At 63.0% G+C, this 17577-nt stretch carries 18 protein-coding genes and 1 pseudogene; 12 read left to right on the top strand and 7 right to left on the bottom strand.

The genetic code is table 11. The annotated features are described in order from the left end of the window. Positions 1 to 306 precede the first annotated feature (306 nt). From urtA to APH25_RS00030, 6 genes are all read left to right on the top strand, one after another. Positions 307 to 1572, top strand: a complete 1266-nt coding sequence (gene urtA / locus APH25_RS00005) for an urea ABC transporter substrate-binding protein (RefSeq protein WP_060480667.1) — start codon at positions 307 to 309, stop codon at positions 1570 to 1572. Between the two features lie 127 nt (positions 1573 to 1699). Beyond that, positions 1700 to 3187: an urea ABC transporter permease subunit UrtB gene (gene urtB / locus APH25_RS00010; protein WP_177331146.1), complete on the top strand. Its 1488-nt coding sequence runs from the start codon at positions 1700 to 1702 to the stop codon at positions 3185 to 3187. Further along, on the top strand, positions 3187 to 4266 hold the full coding sequence (gene urtC / locus APH25_RS00015; RefSeq protein WP_060480669.1) for an urea ABC transporter permease subunit UrtC: 1080 nt from the start codon (positions 3187 to 3189) through the stop codon (positions 4264 to 4266). Before urtB ends, urtC begins: the two co-directional genes overlap by 1 nt. Beyond that, positions 4263 to 5120 carry an urea ABC transporter ATP-binding protein UrtD gene (gene urtD / locus APH25_RS00020; RefSeq protein WP_060480670.1) on the top strand — a complete coding sequence of 286 codons (858 nt, stop codon included), beginning with the start codon at positions 4263 to 4265 and terminating at the stop codon, positions 5118 to 5120. The genes urtC and urtD overlap by 4 nt, the downstream gene beginning before the upstream one ends. 67 nt (positions 5121 to 5187) lie before the next feature. Then, a complete protein-coding gene (urtE, locus tag APH25_RS00025) occupies positions 5188 to 5886 on the top strand; it encodes an urea ABC transporter ATP-binding subunit UrtE (protein ID WP_060480671.1) in 699 nt (232 codons plus the stop codon). Positions 5887 to 5917: 31 nt separating this feature from the next. Then, positions 5918 to 6439: a GNAT family N-acetyltransferase gene (locus APH25_RS00030; protein ID WP_028631800.1), complete on the top strand. Its 522-nt coding sequence runs from the start codon at positions 5918 to 5920 to the stop codon at positions 6437 to 6439. Here APH25_RS00030 and APH25_RS00035 read toward each other — a convergent pair. Together APH25_RS00035 and cbpA are read right to left on the bottom strand one after the other, a co-directional pair. Then, positions 6426 to 6731: a chaperone modulator CbpM gene (locus APH25_RS00035; protein WP_028631801.1), complete on the bottom strand. Its 306-nt coding sequence runs from the start codon at positions 6729 to 6731 to the stop codon at positions 6426 to 6428. The genes APH25_RS00030 and APH25_RS00035 overlap by 14 nt on opposite strands. Before the next feature lie 2 nt (positions 6732 to 6733). Continuing rightward, a complete protein-coding gene (gene cbpA, locus APH25_RS00040) occupies positions 6734 to 7693 on the bottom strand; it encodes a curved DNA-binding protein (protein WP_028631802.1) in 960 nt (319 codons plus the stop codon). 163 nt (positions 7694 to 7856) lie between these two features. Between cbpA and APH25_RS00045 the strand changes: the two genes are divergently transcribed. Continuing rightward, a complete protein-coding gene (locus tag APH25_RS00045; RefSeq protein WP_060480672.1) occupies positions 7857 to 9128 on the top strand; it encodes an Hsp70 family protein in 1272 nt (423 codons plus the stop codon). A 33-nt stretch (positions 9129 to 9161) separates the two neighbouring features. Here the strand turns inward: APH25_RS00045 and APH25_RS00050 are convergent, their stop codons facing one another. Both APH25_RS00050 and APH25_RS00055 read right to left on the bottom strand, forming a co-directional pair. Further along, positions 9162 to 10169, bottom strand: coding sequence for an AI-2E family transporter (locus APH25_RS00050; RefSeq protein WP_028631804.1), 1008 nt, complete (start codon positions 10167 to 10169; stop codon positions 9162 to 9164). A gap of 71 nt (positions 10170 to 10240) precedes the next feature. Continuing rightward, complete coding sequence (locus APH25_RS00055; protein WP_060480673.1) at positions 10241 to 10522, bottom strand: PsiF family protein; 282 nt, start codon at positions 10520 to 10522, stop codon at positions 10241 to 10243. 177 nt (positions 10523 to 10699) lie between these two features. On the opposite strand from APH25_RS00055, the gene osmE reads away from it, so the two are divergent. After that, positions 10700 to 11041, top strand: a complete 342-nt coding sequence (osmE, locus tag APH25_RS00060) for an osmotically-inducible lipoprotein OsmE (protein WP_028631806.1) — start codon at positions 10700 to 10702, stop codon at positions 11039 to 11041. A gap of 48 nt (positions 11042 to 11089) precedes the next feature. Continuing rightward, on the top strand, positions 11090 to 11620 hold the full coding sequence (locus APH25_RS00065; protein ID WP_028631807.1) for a bacterioferritin: 531 nt from the start codon (positions 11090 to 11092) through the stop codon (positions 11618 to 11620). Positions 11621 to 11716: 96 nt separating this feature from the next. Here APH25_RS00065 and APH25_RS00070 read toward each other — a convergent pair whose 3' ends face one another. Then, positions 11717 to 13783 (bottom strand): AsmA family protein, encoded by a 2067-nt coding sequence (locus tag APH25_RS00070; RefSeq protein ID WP_060480674.1) that lies wholly within the window; start codon positions 13781 to 13783, stop codon positions 11717 to 11719. Between the two features lie 140 nt (positions 13784 to 13923). Further along, complete coding sequence (locus tag APH25_RS25820) at positions 13924 to 14055, bottom strand: hypothetical protein (protein WP_256217453.1); 132 nt, start codon at positions 14053 to 14055, stop codon at positions 13924 to 13926. Between APH25_RS25820 and APH25_RS00075 the strand changes: the two are divergent. From APH25_RS00075 to APH25_RS00085, 3 genes and pseudogenes are all read left to right on the top strand, one after another. Next, positions 14054 to 14263: pseudogene (locus tag APH25_RS00075) on the top strand (phage infection protein); the annotation flags it as partial. The gene APH25_RS25820 and the pseudogene APH25_RS00075 overlap by 2 nt on opposite strands. A 138-nt stretch (positions 14264 to 14401) precedes the next feature. After that, on the top strand, positions 14402 to 15034 hold the full coding sequence (locus APH25_RS00080) for a TetR family transcriptional regulator (protein ID WP_028631809.1): 633 nt from the start codon (positions 14402 to 14404) through the stop codon (positions 15032 to 15034). Positions 15035 to 15122: 88 nt separating this feature from the next. Further along, a complete protein-coding gene (locus tag APH25_RS00085) occupies positions 15123 to 16220 on the top strand; it encodes an AGE family epimerase/isomerase (protein ID WP_060480675.1) in 1098 nt (365 codons plus the stop codon). A gap of 11 nt (positions 16221 to 16231) precedes the next feature. Here APH25_RS00085 and APH25_RS00090 read toward each other — a convergent pair whose 3' ends face one another. Beyond that, positions 16232 to 16999: an SDR family oxidoreductase gene (locus APH25_RS00090; protein ID WP_028631811.1), complete on the bottom strand. Its 768-nt coding sequence runs from the start codon at positions 16997 to 16999 to the stop codon at positions 16232 to 16234. Between the last annotated feature and the right edge of the window lie 578 nt (positions 17000 to 17577).

Raw genomic sequence — 17577 nt, forward strand, 5'->3', positions numbered from 1 at the left:
CCTGAGCTATCGCGCGCTTAGAAGCGAAAGCAAAAGCAGTGTCGTACTTCAGTCAAATTGGCTGTTGCCAAAGAAGCAGATCAAGAGAAGCAGATCGAGCGATCTCGATTCATCACTTCGAATACAAATCGACAGGCCAGCACCAAGAACGTGCAGGCGCATCGACCACGCACCAGTCTGTTACGTCAGCCTGCCCAAATAATGCGCTGTAACCCGCGCTAGCCCCGCTCCACCACTAGGCACACCCCTTGCAACCCCACTCCCCGCTTACCCAACACTCAAAAAAAAACGCAGCGGAGAGAGCACATGAAGCGTCGCAGTTTGATCAAGGCCTTTACCCTCAGCGCATCGATCGCCGCCATGGGCCTGAGCTGGACCATCCAGGCCGCCGAAACCATCAAGGTCGGCATTCTCCATTCGCTGTCCGGCACCATGGCCATCTCCGAGACGTCGCTCAAGGACATGGCGCTGATGACCATCGACGAGATCAACGCCAAGGGCGGCGTCAACGGCAAGATGCTGGAGCCCGTGGTGGTAGACCCGGCCTCCAACTGGCCCCTGTTCGCCGAGAAGAGCCGCCAACTGCTGACCCAGGACAAGGTCGCCGTGGTGTTCGGCTGCTGGACTTCGGTATCGCGTAAATCCGTACTGCCGGTGTTCGAGGAGCTCAATGGCCTGCTGTTCTACCCGGTGCAGTACGAGGGTGAAGAAATGTCGCCCAACGTGTTCTACACCGGCGCGGCGCCCAACCAGCAAGCCATCCCGGCCGTGGAGTACCTGATGAGCGAGGACGGCGGCAGCGCCAAGCGCTTCTACCTGCTGGGCACCGACTACGTCTACCCGCGCACCACCAACAAGATCCTGCGCGCCTTCCTGCACAGCAAGGGCGTGGCCGACAAGGACATCGAGGAGGTATACACCCCGTTCGGCCACAGCGACTACCAGACCATCGTCGCCAACATCAAGAAATTCTCCGCAGGCGGCAAGACCGCGGTCATCTCCACCGTCAACGGCGACTCCAACGTACCGTTCTACAAGGAGCTGGCCAACCAGGGCATGAAGGCAACCGATGTGCCGGTGGTGGCGTTCTCGGTAGGTGAAGAAGAACTGCGCGGCATCGACACCAAGCCACTGGTAGGCCACCTGGCGGCCTGGAACTACTTCGAGTCGGTGGATAACCCGGTCAACCAGAAGTTCGTTGCCGACTGGAAAGCCTACGCCAAGGCCAAGAAGCTGCCCGGCGCCGACAAGGCCGTGACCAACGACCCCATGGAAGCCACCTACGTGGGCATCCACATGTGGGCCCAGGCGGTGGAGAAAGCCAAGTCCACTGATGTGGACAAGGTACGTGAAGCACTGGCCGGGCAGACGTTCCAGGCACCTTCAGGCTTCACCCTGACCATGGACAAGACCAACCACCACCTGCACAAGCCGGTGATGATCGGCGAGATCCAGGACGACGGCCAGTTCAGCGTGGTGTGGGAGACCGAGCAACCCCTGCGCGCGCAGCCTTGGAGCCCCTTCATTCCAGGCAACGACAAGCGGCCTGATTATGCGGTGAAGAGTAACTGAGGCACTGCGGCCCCAATCGCAGGCAACCCGCGCCCACAGAGACAGCATTGGTTTCAAACCCTTCCATGCCGACGTGAGCGCGGGCTTGCCCGCGATGACTCCAACACCGATTTCCAGGATGGCCCAGATGCTCAGATACCTCCTCATCCTCTTGCTGCTCCTGCCCCTGGCTGCCGAAGCCAGCGAAGGCGAATTCTTTTTTGCCGCCAAGCCCGCCGAGCAGGCCCGCCTGCTCGAAAGCTGGGCCGCACAACCCGACCCTGCGCGCCTGGCCCTGCTGGAAAACCTGCGCCAGGGCCGCATCGCACAGGACGATACCCGCAAGGTACGCCTGAACAACCGCTTGCGCGGGCTGATCGACAATACCCTGGCCAGCCATCAACTGCTCAGTGACAACAGCGAAACCCGCCTGGCAGCGGCCAGGCAACTGCAAAAAAGCGCTCAACCGGCGCAGATGGCCTGGCTGGACCGGCGCTATGCCAACGACCCCGACCCTGCCGTGCACGCCGCCCTTGGCCTGGCCCTGGCCAATCTGCAATTGGGCGCCAGCGAGCCTGGCGTCCGCCTGGCCGCCGTGCGCCTGCTGGGCGAAACGGGCGACCCCATGGCCCGCACCCGCCTGGAAGCCTTGCTGCAACCGGAGGCTGAAGCCGACCCGGCAGTGCGCACCGCTGCCGAAACCAGCCTGGCCCAGGTCAAGCGCAAGCTCCTGATGGGTGAACTGCTGGGCCAGGCGTTCAGCGGCCTGTCGCTGGGTTCGATCCTGCTGCTGGCCGCCCTGGGCCTGGCCATTACCTTTGGCCTGCTGGGGGTCATCAATATGGCCCATGGCGAGATGCTGATGCTTGGCGCCTACAGCACCTACATGGTGCAGGTGCTGGTGCAGCGCTACGCCCCGGGCGCCATCGAGTTCTACCCGCTGATTGCCCTGCCGGTGGCGTTCGCCGTCAGTGCCGGGGTAGGCATGGCCCTGGAGCGCACGGTCATCCGCCACCTGTATGGCCGCCCACTGGAAACCCTGCTGGCCACCTGGGGCATCAGCCTGATGCTGATCCAGGCCATCCGCCTGCTGTTCGGGGCGCAGAACGTCGAGGTCAGCAACCCGGGCTGGTTGTCCGGTGGCATCCAGCTGCTGCCCAACCTGGTACTGCCCTACAACCGCCTGGTGATCATCGTCTTCGCCCTGGCAGTGGTGCTGCTTACCTGGCTGCTGCTCAACCGCACGCGGCTAGGCCTGAACGTGCGAGCGGTCACCCAGAACCGCAACATGGCCGCCTGCTGCGGGGTGCCCACCGGGCGCATCGACATGCTGGCCTTCGGCCTGGGCTCGGGCATTGCCGGGCTGGGTGGCGTTGCCCTCAGCCAGGTCGGCAACGTGGGCCCGGACCTTGGCCAGAGCTACATCATCGACTCCTTCCTGGTGGTGGTGCTAGGCGGTGTCGGCCAGCTGGCCGGCAGCCTCTGGGCGGCCTTCGGCCTAGGCATCGCCAACAAGCTGCTGGAACCGCAGATAGGCGCGGTACTCGGCAAGATCCTCATCCTTGCGTTGATCATTCTGTTCATCCAGAAACGCCCGCAAGGCCTGTTCGCCCTCAAGGGACGGGTAATCGACTGATGAACCAGCCACTGCTTGTCACCGCTGCGCAAAAAGCCGGGCCACGCCTGTCGCTGGCCGCCGGCTGCGCCGCCACACTGGTGCTGATAGCACTGCCGCTGCTGTCACTGCTGCCGGCAGAACATGCCCTGCACGTCTCGGCCTACACGCTGACCCTGGTCGGCAAGATCCTCTGCTACGCCATCGTCGCCCTGGCTCTGGACCTGGTGTGGGGCTACGCCGGGCTGCTGTCCCTGGGCCACGGTCTGTTCTTTGCCCTGGGCGGTTACGCCATGGGCATGTACCTGATGCGCCAGGCTGCCGGTGACGGGCTGCCCGGGTTCATGACCTTCCTGTCGTGGACCGAGCTGCCGTGGTACTGGGCCGGCACCCAGCACTTTGCCTGGGCCCTGTGCCTGGTCGTGCTGGCGCCCGGGCTGCTGGCGCTGGCGTTTGGCTGGTTTGCGTTCCGTTCGCGCATCAAGGGCGTGTACTTCTCGATCATGACCCAGGCCCTGACCTTTGCCGGCATGTTGCTGTTCTTTCGCAACGAGACCGGTTTTGGCGGCAACAACGGCTTCACCAGCTTCCGGTCCATCCTGGGCTTCGACATTGCCGCGCCCGGCACCCGTGCGGTGCTGTTCCTGCTCACCGTGAGCCTGCTACTGGCCAGCCTGTACCTGTGCTGGCGGCTGACCCGCAGCAAGTTCGGGCGTTTGCTCACCGCCGTGCGCGATGCCGAGAACCGCATGATGTTCTGCGGCTACGACCCACGCGGGTTCAAGCTGCTGGTGTGGGTGCTCAGCGCTGTGCTGTGCGGTTTGGCAGGCGCCTTGTACGTGCCGCAGGTGGGCATCATCAACCCCAGCGAGATGTCGCCCACCAACTCCATCGAAGCCGCCGTGTGGGTCGCCCTGGGCGGGCGCGGCACATTGATTGGCCCGCTGCTCGGCGCTGGCCTGGTCAATGGCATGAAGAGCTGGTTCACCGTGGCCTTCCCGGAGTTCTGGCTGTTCTTCCTGGGCGCGCTGTTCATCCTGGTGACCCTGTACCTGCCCAAAGGGGTGGTCGGGCTGCTGAAGAAAAGGAGCCAGCCATGAGAGGTGTGCCGCCGGTTCACCCGGAATTCATGCTCGAACCCGTCTTCGACCAGCTTGGCGCCGGGCGAGAAGCCATTGGCCTTGGCCACAGCCGCAAAGCCGGCCTGGACACCCGCCACGGCACAGTGCTGAGCCTGGAGGACGTCAGCGTTAGCTTCGATGGTTTCAAGGCGCTGAATGCCCTGAACCTCTATATCGGTGTGGGGGAGCTGCGCTGCATCATCGGCCCGAACGGTGCCGGCAAGACCACCCTGATGGACGTGATCACGGGCAAGACCCGCCCCGATACCGGGACCGCGTACTTTGGCGACACCCTCGACCTGACCCGTATGAGCGAATACCAGATCGCCCAGGCCGGCATCGGCCGCAAGTTCCAGAAGCCTACGGTGTTCGAGGCACTGACGGTGTTCGAAAACCTGGAACTGGCGCTCAAAGCCGACAAATCGGTGTGGGCCAGCCTGGCCGCAAGGCTGAGCGGAGAGCAGCGTGAACGTATCGAGCAGGTGCTCACCACCTTGCGGCTGCTGCCGCTGGCCGGGCGCCAGGCCGGGTTGCTGTCCCACGGGCAGAAGCAGTTTCTGGAGATTGGCATGCTGCTAGTGCAGGAGCCACAGCTGCTGTTGCTGGATGAGCCGGTGGCCGGCATGACCGACGCCGAGACCGAGTTCACCGCCGAACTGTTCAAAGGCCTGGCTGGCAAGCATTCGCTGATGGTGGTGGAGCACGACATGGGGTTTGTCGGCAGCATCGCTGACCACGTGACGGTGTTGCATCAAGGCAGTGTGCTGGCGCAGGGGTCGCTGGAACAGGTGCAGGCGGATGAGCGGGTGGTCGAGGTGTATCTAGGCCGTTAGGGATTGAAACCTGGGCTGGCCCCTCGCGGGTCGGTGCAGGCACTGCAACGTTTCCGGGAATATTCACATGCTCAAGATCGACAGCCTGCACCAGTACTACGGCGGCAGCCACATCCTCAGGGGCCTGAGCTTCGAAGCCAAGGTGGGCGAAGTGACTTGCCTGCTGGGGCGCAACGGGGTGGGCAAGACCACCCTGCTGCGCTGCCTGATGGGCCTGGTACCGGCCCGCGAAGGCAGCGTGCAGTGGGAGGGCAAACCGATTACCACGCTCAAGCCCCAGCAACGGGTACAGGCCGGCATCGCCTACGTGCCCCAGGGCCGCGAGATCTTCCCGCGCCTGACCGTGGAGGAAAACCTGTTGATGGGCCTGTCGCGGTTCCCTGCCCGTGAAGCTCGCGAAGTGCCGGCCTTCATCTACGAGCTGTTCCCGGTACTCGAGCAGATGAAACAGCGACGTGGCGGCGACCTGTCCGGTGGCCAGCAGCAACAGCTGGCCATCGGGCGCGCCCTGGCCAGCCGGCCACGGCTGCTGATCCTCGACGAACCCACCGAAGGTATCCAGCCGTCGGTGATCAAGGAGATCGGCGCCGTGATCCGCCGCCTGGCCCAGCGCGGCGACATGGCAATTTTGCTGGTGGAGCAGTTCTACGATTTCGCCGAAGCACTGGCCGACCAGTACCTGGTCATGGCCCGTGGCGAGATCATCCAGCGTGGCCGTGGCGAAAACATGCCGGCCGAGGGTGTACGCGGGCTGGTAACCATTTAACCTGCACGCAACCCCTTTGCGAGACGCTGTCATGAGTTACCAACTACGCGATGCCCTGCTCAGCGATGTGCCGGGCATTCTCGACATCTACAACGACGCGGTGCGCAACACCACGGCGATCTGGAACGAAACACCCGTAGACCTGGTTAACCGCCAGGCCTGGTTCGCGGCGCGCGCGCAACAGGGCTACCCCATCCTGGTGGCGGTGGACGAAACCGGCGTGCTCGGCTATGCGTCGTTTGGCGACTGGCGCCCGTTCGAAGGGTTTCGCAACACGGTGGAACACTCGGTGTACGTGCGCAGCGACCAGCGCGGCAAGGGCCTGGGGCCTGCGCTGATGACCCTGCTGGTAGAGCGGGCCCGCAGCGGCGGCAAGCATGTGATGGTGGCCGCCATCGAGAGCGGCAACGCAGCCTCGGTGCGCCTGCACGAAAGGCTGGGCTTCGTGACCACCGGGCAGATGCCGCAGGTTGGGGTGAAGTTCGGCCGTTGGCTGGACCTCACCTTCATGCAGTTGCTGTTGAACCCCGGGGCGGCGCCTACATCTGCGTGAACCTGCCCAGGCGCTGGCGCAACATGGTGTTCTCGCTGCGAAGTTGCTGCACCTCCTGCAGCAACTCCAGTGCCAGTGCCACCCCCTCCCACTCCAGCTCCAGCTCGTGGTGCAGCTTGGCGGCGCGCCTGGCCAGCAACGGCGCCTGATCGTCGAACAGCCAGTCCTCGGGCGTGCGCCCGGACGGTTCCACAATGCCGTGTTCGACGATCTCGATCACGCAGTCGGCCGTGACGTCGGCCTCCTGACACAAGGTACGCATGTCCAGTTGAACGATCAGGGTGCTGCTCATGATCACTTACTCCATTGTGCCCTCGGGTTGAACGCGGCCTTTTCGGAAAGCTTGGCCCACAGTTCACGGGTTGACTCGTCGGAGGTGGCCGGCATGACCACCTTGAGCTGCGCATACAGGTTGCCACGCTGGCCTTGTTTGTCGGCCAGGCCCTTGCCCGGCACGCGCAGGCGCTGGCCGCTCTGGCTATCGGGGCGGATGGTGAGGTTGATCTTGCCCTCCAGGGTAGGCACCGCCACCTTGGTGCCCAGGGCGGCCTCCCACGGCGCCAGCGGCACGGTGATGATCAGGTCGTGCCCTTCCACGTCGAACAGCGGGTGCGGCGCCATGCGAATGGTCAGGAACAGGTCGCCGTTGGCGCCGCCACCACTGCCAGGTGCACCCTGGCCCTTCAGGCGGATGCGCTCGCCGTCGGTAACCCCGGCAGGAATCTTGACGTTCAGGGTTTTGGTGGTGAACCCGGTGCGTTGCCCCATGGCGTTGGTCTGCGGCACTTGGAAGCTGATCTGCTTGGACTCTTTGCTCAGTGTTTCTTCAAGGAAGACTGCCAGTTCAAGCTCCACGTCCTGCCCCCGCCTGCCGGCACTGCGCTGCTGTTGCCGGGCGCCGCCGAAGGGGTTGCCACCCCGGCCACCGAACATCGAGCTGAAAAAATCGGAAAAATCGCCCCCTTCGAAGCCGCCCCCACCACCCGCGCCACGGCCTTCCCAGCCGGGCGGCGCCTGGAACGGTCGACCGTGCTGGCCACCGTACTTGCGGATCTCGTCGAATTCGGCGCGCTTCTGGGCGTCGCCCAGCACCTCGTAGGCCTCGTTGGCCTCCTTGAATTTGTCCTCGGCGTCGCGCTCCTTGCTGACGTCAGGGTGATACTTGCGGGCCAGCTTGCGATACGCGGCCTTGATCGCCTTGTCGTCCGCGGTGGGCTCTACGCCAAGTATCTTGTAGTAGTCTTTGAAGTCCATCTGGGGATCACCAATGTGAATGTGCGTATCGCTACAGAAGATAGGGGTCAAGCATAGCCTTTCAAGACCCGCTTGGGGTTGCGCCATGGCAGACGACCGGCCTTGATTCTCCAGCCAACTGGCATAAACTGCGCGGCCGTTTTACCTCCGGAAGCTCATTCCCATGTCCGACGTAACCCCGGCCCGCGCCCTGGGCATCGACTTTGGCACCTCCAATTCCACGGTTGGCTGGCACCGCCCTGGCCGGGAATCGCTGATTGCCCTGGAAGACGGCAAGATCACCTTGCCGTCCGTGGTGTTCTTCAATATCGAAGAGCGCCGCCCGGTTTACGGCCGCCTGGCGTTGCACGAATACCTGGAAGGCTACGAAGGCCGCCTGATGCGCTCGCTCAAGAGCCTGCTGGGCTCCAAGCTGATCAAGCACGACACCAGCGTGCTGGGCAGCGCACTGCCCTTCAAGGACCTGCTGGGCATGTTCATCGGCGAGCTGAAAAAGCGCGCCGAGGCCGAGGCCGGCCGCGAGTTCGACCAGGTGGTGCTGGGCCGGCCGGTGTTTTTCGTCGACGAAGACCCAGCAGCCGACCAGGAGGCCGAAGACACCCTGGCCGAGGTGGCGCGCAAGCTCGGTTTCAAGGAGGTGTCGTTCCAGTACGAACCGATCGCCGCAGCTTTCGACTATGAGTCTGGCATCAGCCGTGAAGAGCTGGTGCTGATCGTCGACATCGGCGGCGGTACCTCCGACTTCACGCTCATCCGCCTGTCCCCGCAGCGCCACAACGTGGCCGAACGGCAAAACGACATTCTGGCCACTGGCGGCGTGCACATTGGCGGCACCGACTTTGACAAGCAACTGAGCCTGCAGGGCGTGATGCCCCTGTTCGGCTACGGCAGCCGCATGAAGAGCGGCGCGCTGATGCCCACCAGCTACCACCTGAACCTGGCGACCTGGCACACCATCAACGCCCTGTACTCGCAGAAGTCGCAGTTGGCCCTGGGCAGCATGCGCTACGACATCGAAGACACCCTGGGCGTGGACCGCCTGTTCAAGCTGATCGAGGAACGCGCCGGGCACTGGCTGGCCATGGAAGTCGAAGCCAGCAAGATCGAGCTGACCGAACAACAAAGCCGCCGCGTGGACCTTGGCCGTATCGAGCGGGACCTGGGCGTAGACCTGTCGCGGGTGCTGTTCGAAAGCGCCATCGAGGGGCTGCTGGAACGTGTGCGCGGCAGCGTGACCGAACTGCTGGCCAAGGCCGGCGTGAGCCAAACGCAGGTCGACACGGTGTTCTTCACCGGGGGCTCCAGTGGCATACCTGCGCTGCGCAACAGCGTGGCGGCCATGCTGCCCAATGCGCAGCATGTGGAAGGCAACATCTTCGGCAGCATCGGCAGCGGCCTGGCCATCGAGGCCCGCAAGCGCTACGGCGCTGCCTGAGCCCGCGGGGCCTCATACGCCCCAGGCATCCGCCTACACCAGTTCAGCGCGGCGCAGCTCGCTTTTCAGGTAGGCGTAATACACCGGCCCGGCCACCACGCCGGGCAGGCCGAATGCCGCTTCGAACACCAGCATGGCCAGCAGCAGTTCCCAGGCCTTGGCCCTGATCTGCCCACCGACGATCTTCGCATTGAGGAAGTACTCCACCTTGTGGATGACGATCAGGTACACCAGCGCAGCGGCGGCTACCCAGATCGACAACGACAACCCGACGATGGTGATGAGGGTGTTGGACATCAGGTTGCCGATCACCGGCAGCAGGCCCAGCAGGAAGGTCAGTACGATCAGCGTCTTGGTCAGCGGCAGGTGTACGCCGAACAGCGGCAACACCACTGCCAGGAAGATGCCGGTGAAGGCCGTGTTGAGCAGCGAGATCTTGATCTGCGCAAAAACGATATTGCGAAACGCCTGCACCAGCAGGCTCAGGCGCTCGAACAACGCCGCAGCCAATGGCTTGCGCCGGGAAATGTCAGGGATGCGCTGCAAGGCCACGATGGCGCCCAGGATCATGCCGATCAGCAGCGTCACGAACATGTGCGCCATGCCCTTGCCGACCAGCTGCAAGTCGCTGAGGTGGCTCTTGATCCAGTCCCCGATGGCCACCTTGAACTCTGCCGCACTGGCCGGCAGGTAGCCTTCGATGAACGGCGGCAACTGGCCCCGCGCGCGTTCCACCAGCGCCATGAACTTGTCCAGCGAGGCGCCTGGGTTTTCCGCTTCGTGCAGCAAGAAGCTGAAAGCACCGGCAATCAGCAAGGTCAGCGTGGTCACCACCAGCGTGCTCAGTAGCGCCACCGCCAGCCAGCGTGCCCGCTGCCCGGCCATCAACGGCTGCAGGCGCGGGGTAAGCATGTTGACCAGCTCGAATACCAGCAGGCCCGCCAGCAGGCTGGGCAGCAACTTCAATGGCAACGCCAGCAGCAAACCGGCAAATACGATAATCCAACTGGCCAGGGTGACTTGGCGGGGGGTGAAGGTCATACAGCCTCAGCGGCAGACAGCGAAGAAGATCCGCAGTCTGCCAGCGTTATGCCTGCACGCATAGGCGCAGGTCATTTCTTCTTCAGACAGTCGCTCATGTAGGCCTTGCGCGCCTCACCCTTGAGCGTCTTGGCCGTGGCGTCGGCGTTGCAGGTCTTCATTTTTTCCTGCTGGGTCTGCGGCGCCTGCTTCTTCAGGCACGTGCTCATGTATGCCTTGCGCTCATCGCCCTTCAACGACCCGGCGTTGGCGTTGCAGGTTTTCATTTTTTCCTGCTGGGCGGTGTTGGCCGCGAAACCTTGGGCGCTGAACAGCACCGCCACCATCAAAAACGGAACGTGTAGCCATTTCATGAAGTGATCTCCTGGGCCCCGCGCCCGATGCACGGTCGACGCTGTGAGTGTAGCCAAGAAATACCCACAGCTTCCCCCTGCCCGCCCGCTTGCAGGCAATTGGCTAGCGCGATCGAACTCCTGGCGCTGCGCGAGGTTCCAAACTTGCACATACCCTTTTGTGCAAGGAGCGGGACGATGATCAAGCAGACCCTGGCGATTCTACTGGCCAGCGCCACCCTGGCCGCCTGTGGCAGCCGCCCAGAAAACCCGGTGGACTACGTGACCTATCGTGAAGAGCCGCTGGTCAAGCAGGTGGAGCACGGCATGACCATGCAGAAGGTCATCGCCATCGGCGGCAGCCCGTCCAATGTCATCGACCTGCCAAACGGCGGCACCTGCAACGACTACATCCTCAACCGTGATGGCCACCAGCAGCCGTACTACGTGCGCTTCGACGCCACCGGCCATGTGGATGCAAAAGGCTTCAAAACCTGCAAACAACGTGAAGAAGACCGCGACGCCGTGCCAGGCGCGTAAGCCTTCCAGGACCACTCCACGACTACCTTGATATTTTCGGAGATAGACATGAGCTCGACTGAAATGACCGACGTACAGACCCTTCGCAAACGCGCCCGCGAGCACGTGGAAAATGGTGCGGTGACGGAAGGCTACAGCGCCGACCGCGAACGCATCATCACCCTGCTGAACGAGTCGCTGGCAACTGAACTGGTCTGCGTGCTGCGCTACAAGCGCCACTACTTCATGGCCTCTGGCGTCAAGGCCAGCGTGGCGGCCGATGAGTTTCTGGAACACGCCAACCAGGAAGCCGAACACGCTGACAAACTGGCCGAGCGTATCGTCCAGCTGGGCGGCGAGCCGGACTTCAACCCGGACAACCTGAGCAAGAACTCTCACGCGCAGTATGTGGCGGGCAAAACCCTGAAGGAGATGGTGCTGGAAGACCTGGTGGCCGAGCGTATCGCCGTCGACAGCTACCGCGAGATCATCCAGTACATCGGTGACAAGGACCCGACTACCCGTCGCATTTTCGAAGAAATCCTGGCGCAGGAAGAAGAGCATGCCGACGATATGTCGGACCTGCTCGATGGCCTGTAACAGGAGTTGCTGAACCGAAAGAGGCCGCATTTGCGGCCTCTTTTTTTTGGGGTTGAAGTCATGTCCAGGCGAGCACAACGCGATCCGTGCTCGCGTTTACCGGCGCCCTTTCACGGCTGCCGGTGCCTTGCCTTCCTTCATCTGCTGCAACAACGGGGTGCACTGGTTGGGGTCATCGCCGCTGCTGGGTGCGATCAGGGCCAGCAGGCCTGCGGCAGGCCCTGCAACCACACCCAGCGCTACCATGCCTGCGCCACGCAGTGCCAGGGGCACGGCCTGTACGCCCGCGCTGGGCTTGGCGAACTTGCCGCGTACGTACAACGGCGAACGCAGGGAGAACAGCCGCAGGCCCTTGGACTCCGGCGTAACCTTGAGGTCCAGGTGCTCGTTGGCGAAATTGGCCGTGCCGTTGATGTAGATGATCGCGTTCTCGGTATCGAAGATGAAGAGCCGCGTACTGGCCAGGCCATCCTTGATGCCCACATCGGCAGCGGCGCAGTTGATCTTCACATCTTCGTCACCGAAGAGCTTGTCGACGATGTAATTGCCCACGTTCAAGCCTGCGATTTCCATGAGGCTACGGCTGATGGCGCCATCGTTGACGAGCATGCGCAAGTCGCCGTTGGCTGTACCCAGCAATGCCGCCACGGAATTACCGCGGCCGCTGATGTCAGCGTCGCCGTTCAGTTCGCCGAAGCTGCTCTGCATGGGCGCAAAGGTGGGGAACAGCTGCTTGAGCTTGAAGCCACGCGCCGTCAGCTGGGCGCGGCCCTGCAACGGCACATTGCGACCATCCAGGCGAATCCTGGAAGCCAGGTTGCCGCCCGCTACGCCAAAGCGCAGCGGTTCCAGGCGCAGCAGGCCATCGTCCAGGATCACGTGGGCCGAGAGGTCGGTGAATGGCAACTGCTCGCTGTGCACGATGCGCTTGCCAGCAAAGGTGACATCGGCATCCATGGCGCGCCAGCGTTCAGTGCGGAACTCCTCCACCGGCAGCACTTTGTCGGTGGGCTGCTTGCTGGCGCCACCACGGGCTTTTTGCTCAGCGTTGGAGTCGGCCCCGATCAGCGGCGCCAGGTCCTTGAACAGCAACTGGTTGGACACCAGCTTGCCCGACAGCTTGGGCCGCGGCTTGCTGCCGACGAAGGCCAGGTCACCATGGATGTCGCTGTCACCGATCTTGCCGTTGAAGCCTTGATACTCGAACGTGGCGCCTTGCGCGGCATGCAGGTTTGCCTTCAGGCGGCCATCGGTGGAATAGGCAGGGGTATCCGGCAGGGTCACACCGGTCAGCGGGTAGAGGTTGCCCAGGCTGGCACCCGACAGCCGCAGGCGCAGGTCCAGTGCGCCGAGGTTGCGGGGGTCGGTCAGGGTGCCGGCAAGCACCACATGGGTATCGGCAATACGCACGTCGGCCTGCAGCGGGAATGGCTGGTTGGCGTCCTGCAGTGCCAGCAAGCCGCCGATCTTGCCCGTGCCGGATACGGGCTGGTCTTTGTAACGGCCCTCGGCTTTCAGGCCGAAGGCATAGTCCTGAGCTGCCCCGGCCTTCTCGGCGGCGGCCTTGCCAACGATCTCGCTGAACGGAATAGGCTTGCCCAGTGGGTCGATCTGCACCTTCATGCGGGCCTTCAGGGTCTGGTCGTCGAAGCTGACGTTGCCCTGGTCGAAGCCGATCGCGCCAATGTCCAGCTGCCACTTGGAGGGCGCTTCGTTTTCATCCTTCGGGCCGAAGTCGAACGTCCAGTTGGCGCGGCCATCGGCCAGCCGGGTAAGGCTGGCGGTGGGCTTGGTCAAGTCGATGCGCGGGATGCTGATGCGCTGCGCCAGCAGCGGCAGCGGGGCCAGGCGAAACTCGACGCGCTCGAGGCCGACCATCTGCGGCGTCTTCAGCCAATCCGGGTTGCCCAGGGAAAGGTCCTCGGCAACGAAACGCGGCCAAGGTACCCAGGCACGCCAGCCGCCTTCCTCAGGCTCGGTGCGCCAGTGCACGGCAAGGTTGCCATTAATGGCGAACGGCCGATGCAGGGCTTCGGACACTTTCTCGTTGATCAGTGGCTTGACCCGGTTCCAGTCGAACGTGGCGATCACTACCACCAGGATCGCCAGCAGGGTCAGCAGCGTGAGCAGGGTCCAGAGGGTGATTCTGGCGGGACGCGTCATTGCGTGGGTCTCCATGCGCTATGGCGTAAACAAATACAGCGGTGATGCTGGTTTATGTGGGACTGACGAAACCCCTCAGGGTTTTATTGATGACGCCATCATAGCCAAGAATTTCCCTCTACCGCTCGCAAAGCAGCCAACTAGACACCTTGGAACACGCTATCGATACGGTCGATGTTTACCATTACCAGGATGAACTTCTCTCTGGAGGTACGCGGCGTAGCATTGGCTTCGTACCCACTTTCCAGCCCCCAAGAGGAGCACCCGATCATGAAACGCCATCTCCTGACCCTGGCTTTGTCCTTACTTGCAGCCAATGCCTTTGCGCTGCCGGCCACCGAACAGCACCTGACAGCTGAGTCACGCGCCAGCACTGTCGAACACGTGCAGGCTTTAAAGACCGTAGCTGAAGGCGGCTCCGATCGCCTGATCGAGCAACAGGGCCGCGTCGCCGAGGGCGGTTCGGATCGTCTGATCGAAACCCGTCGCGTGAGCTGACCCTATGGCTGACAAGCGCAAACGCTGTCATACCCCCTGCTACCCCTTGGCCCGGTCCATTGACCGGGCTTCGTTTTTTTAACTAGAGTGCCCAGCCTCACCGTCAAAGAAGCCCGCATCATGTTGCCGCGCGCCGAACAGAAGCTGCAAACCCGCCAGGCCCTGCTGGATGCCGCCTGCCTGCTCATGGAGAGTGGCCGCGGGTTCGGCAGTATCAGCCTGCGTGAAGTGGCCAAGACGGCGGGCATTGTGCCCACCGGTTTCTACCGGCACTTTTCCGATATGGATGCCCTGGGCCTGGCCTTGGTGGCCGAGGTCGACAATACCTTCCGCCAGACCATCCGCCTGGTGCGGCAGAACGAATTCGAACTGGGCGGCATCACCGACGCCTCGGTGCGTATCTTCCTGGATGTGGTCGCCGCGCACCGCGCGCAGTTTCTGTTTCTGGCCCGCGAGCAGTATGGTGGCTCCCAGGCCGTACGCCAGGCCATCGCCTGCCTGCGCCAGAACATCAGCGACGACCTGGCCACTGACCTGGCCCGCATGAAGCGCTGGCAGCATCTTGACGGTGCGGCGCTGGCGGTAATGGCTGACCTGGTGGTGAAAACCGTGTTCGCGACCCTGCCCGAGCTGATCGACAGCCCGGGGCCGGGTTATCCACAAGCACTCACGGCCCAGGAAAAGATCACCCAGCAGTTGCGCTTCATTTTCGTGGGCGCTCGCCATTGGCAAGGGCTTGGTAATCCGGGTTGACGGGTGACCTGGGGTGAGGCCTGCACAGGCAACTGCACACCCCACTTCTGCTACCATGGCGCCCTGCCTGACAGCGACGAGCGCGAACATGTCTCACCCCTCTTCTTCCCTGCCCGCCCTGGCCCGTTTCAGCCAGCACTTCGCCGAATGCATCGTGCCGCTGTGGCAGGGGCCTGGCTGGAACGCCGACCTGGCCTTGCCGTTTGAGTCGCTGGACGCCAACCACCGTCCACTGCCGGTGCAGCGCTACCGGGCCATGGCCTGCGCACGCCAGTTGTACCTGTTCAGCAGCCGCATCGGCGAGCCCGGTGCCGCCGAACGGGCGGCGGCGCTGTTCCGCTCGCTGCAAAAGCACTTCCACGATGCTGAGCACGGTGGCTGGTTCTACAGCATCGACGCCCAGGGCAAGCCGCTTGATCGGCGCAAGGACCTGTACACCCATGCCTTCATCGTGTTCGCCTGCGCGCACTATTGGGGCCAGGTCAAGCAGAGCCTCGTTGAATCCACCCTGAACGCCGCGCTCGATATCATTGCCCAGCAATTCGCCCGTGAAGAGGGCCTGTACGAAGCCTGCCTGGGTGAAGACTGGGCCGACCTGGGCAGCGGCCCGCTGCAGAACCCGCAGATGCACCTGGCCGAAGCCTTCCTCAAGGTGCTGGCAGTACGTGACGACGACCCCGTTCGCCAGGCGCTGCTGCAGCTGTGCGATGCCCTCGAAGCGCACTTCATCGAACCGGCTCACGGCCTGATGCTGGAAAAGCCACGCGGTGCTGTGGATAACTGGTTCGAGCCGGGGCATCAGTTCGAGTGGTTCTACCTGCTGCACACCTCGCCCCTGCTGCGCGACACGCCCCTGCACGCTTCCATCGACCGGGCCTTCGGCTTTGCCGAGCGGTTCGGGGTAAAAGGGGCTGCGGTGGTGGCCACGCTCGATGTGCACGGTAATGTACTGGACGCTACCCAGCGCATCTGGGCACAGGCTGAATACCTGCGGGCCTTAGCCCTGCGGCCTGGTAGCCAAGCCATGCTCCCTGCCCAGCTAGAGGCGATGGAACGGCAGTTTCTGCATGCCGGCGGCTGGTATGAATGCCGGGACGGCGAGGGGGCAGTAAGCCGGCATGACATGCCGTCTACCACCCCCTACCACCTGGCAACCTGCCTGGAAGGCCTGCAAAGCTTGGCCTAAGCCCTTCGCAGTCAGCCCTTGGCAGAACGGTCGATGGCGAACCCAGCCCAGTCCTGGCTCACCGGCATCAGTTCCAGGCTGTTGATGTTGATGTGCGCAGGCTGGTTGAGAATCCAGAAGATGGTCTCGGCAATGTCCTGGGGCTGAATGGGCTCGGCGCCAGCGTAGGTGGCATCGTATTTGGCCTGGTCCCCAGCGAAGCGCACCAATGAGAACTCGCTCTCGCACAGCCCAGGCTCGATGTTGCTCACCCGCACGCCGGTGCCGCGCAGGTCACAGCGCAGGCTCAGGGAAAACTGCCCGACAAACGCCTTGGTGCCGCCATACACGTTGCTGCCAGGGTATGGGTAGTTACCTGCCACCGACCCCACGTTCAGGATCGATGCCCCACGGCCGTGGGCGATCAGGCGTGGCAGCAGCAGGCGTGTGGTGAACATCAGGCCTTTGATATTGGTGTCGACCATGGTCTCCCAGTCGTCCAGGCTGCAGTTTTGCGCCGCATCCACACCCAACGCCAGGCCCGCGTTGTTGACCAGGCCCTGCAGCTTGTCGAAGCCTGCCGGCAGGTTGGCGATGGCCTGCTCCATGGCTTTGCGGTCCCGCACGTCCAGTACCAGGCCATGCACCTCGGTCTTGGCCGACAGTTCGGCGCACAGCGCATCAAGGCGGTCCTTGCGCCGGCCCGTCAGCACCAGTTTCCAGCCTGCCTCGGCAAAACGTCGGGCAGTGGCCTCGCCAAAGCCGGAAGTGGCGCCAGTGATGAAGACGGTGGATGTCATGCAGTGTTCCTCACGGTAGGAGTGTGGGCAGGGGTGCAGCATGCCCGCGCCACGCACACTCAGCAAGCCGTGGTGCAGTTGGTCATTTTTTGTTCATATGCCGCAAACCCTCGCCATCAGCGGGCTACGGCCAGCTATGCGCACGTTATCCACAAGCCTTTCCCCACTCAATGGGGGCAACTTCTGCCCGGAGCGGAACCCTTTCAGCCTTGTACGGTCCGCGATCAGTCCATGGGTGATGGCCCAAGGCTTTCAGCCATGCCGCCTACAGCAGTCTGTCCAAGGTTTTTGCACAGACTTATCCACAGCCTTTGTAGAAATCCGTAAATCCGCACAGGGCGTTGAAAACACACAGAAATCCATCCATGCCATGCCATTGATCAAAAAACGATCACAGCTCTGTAGGCCACGCGGTGTGTGGCTTAGGTGAACATGCCACCATGTTTTCCACAGGAGGTTGCACATTATCCGTGGACAACCTTCGGCCTGTGGAAAACGGGGATGCTGGCGGGATAAAAGGCATTATGGCAAATGGGGTGCGACAGGTTGTCCACACGGTAGGAGCGAGCAAAGCTCGC

The sequence above is a fragment of the Pseudomonas sp. NBRC 111119 genome, from assembly GCF_001320125.1.
Classification (GTDB): domain Bacteria; phylum Pseudomonadota; class Gammaproteobacteria; order Pseudomonadales; family Pseudomonadaceae; genus Aquipseudomonas; species Aquipseudomonas parafulva.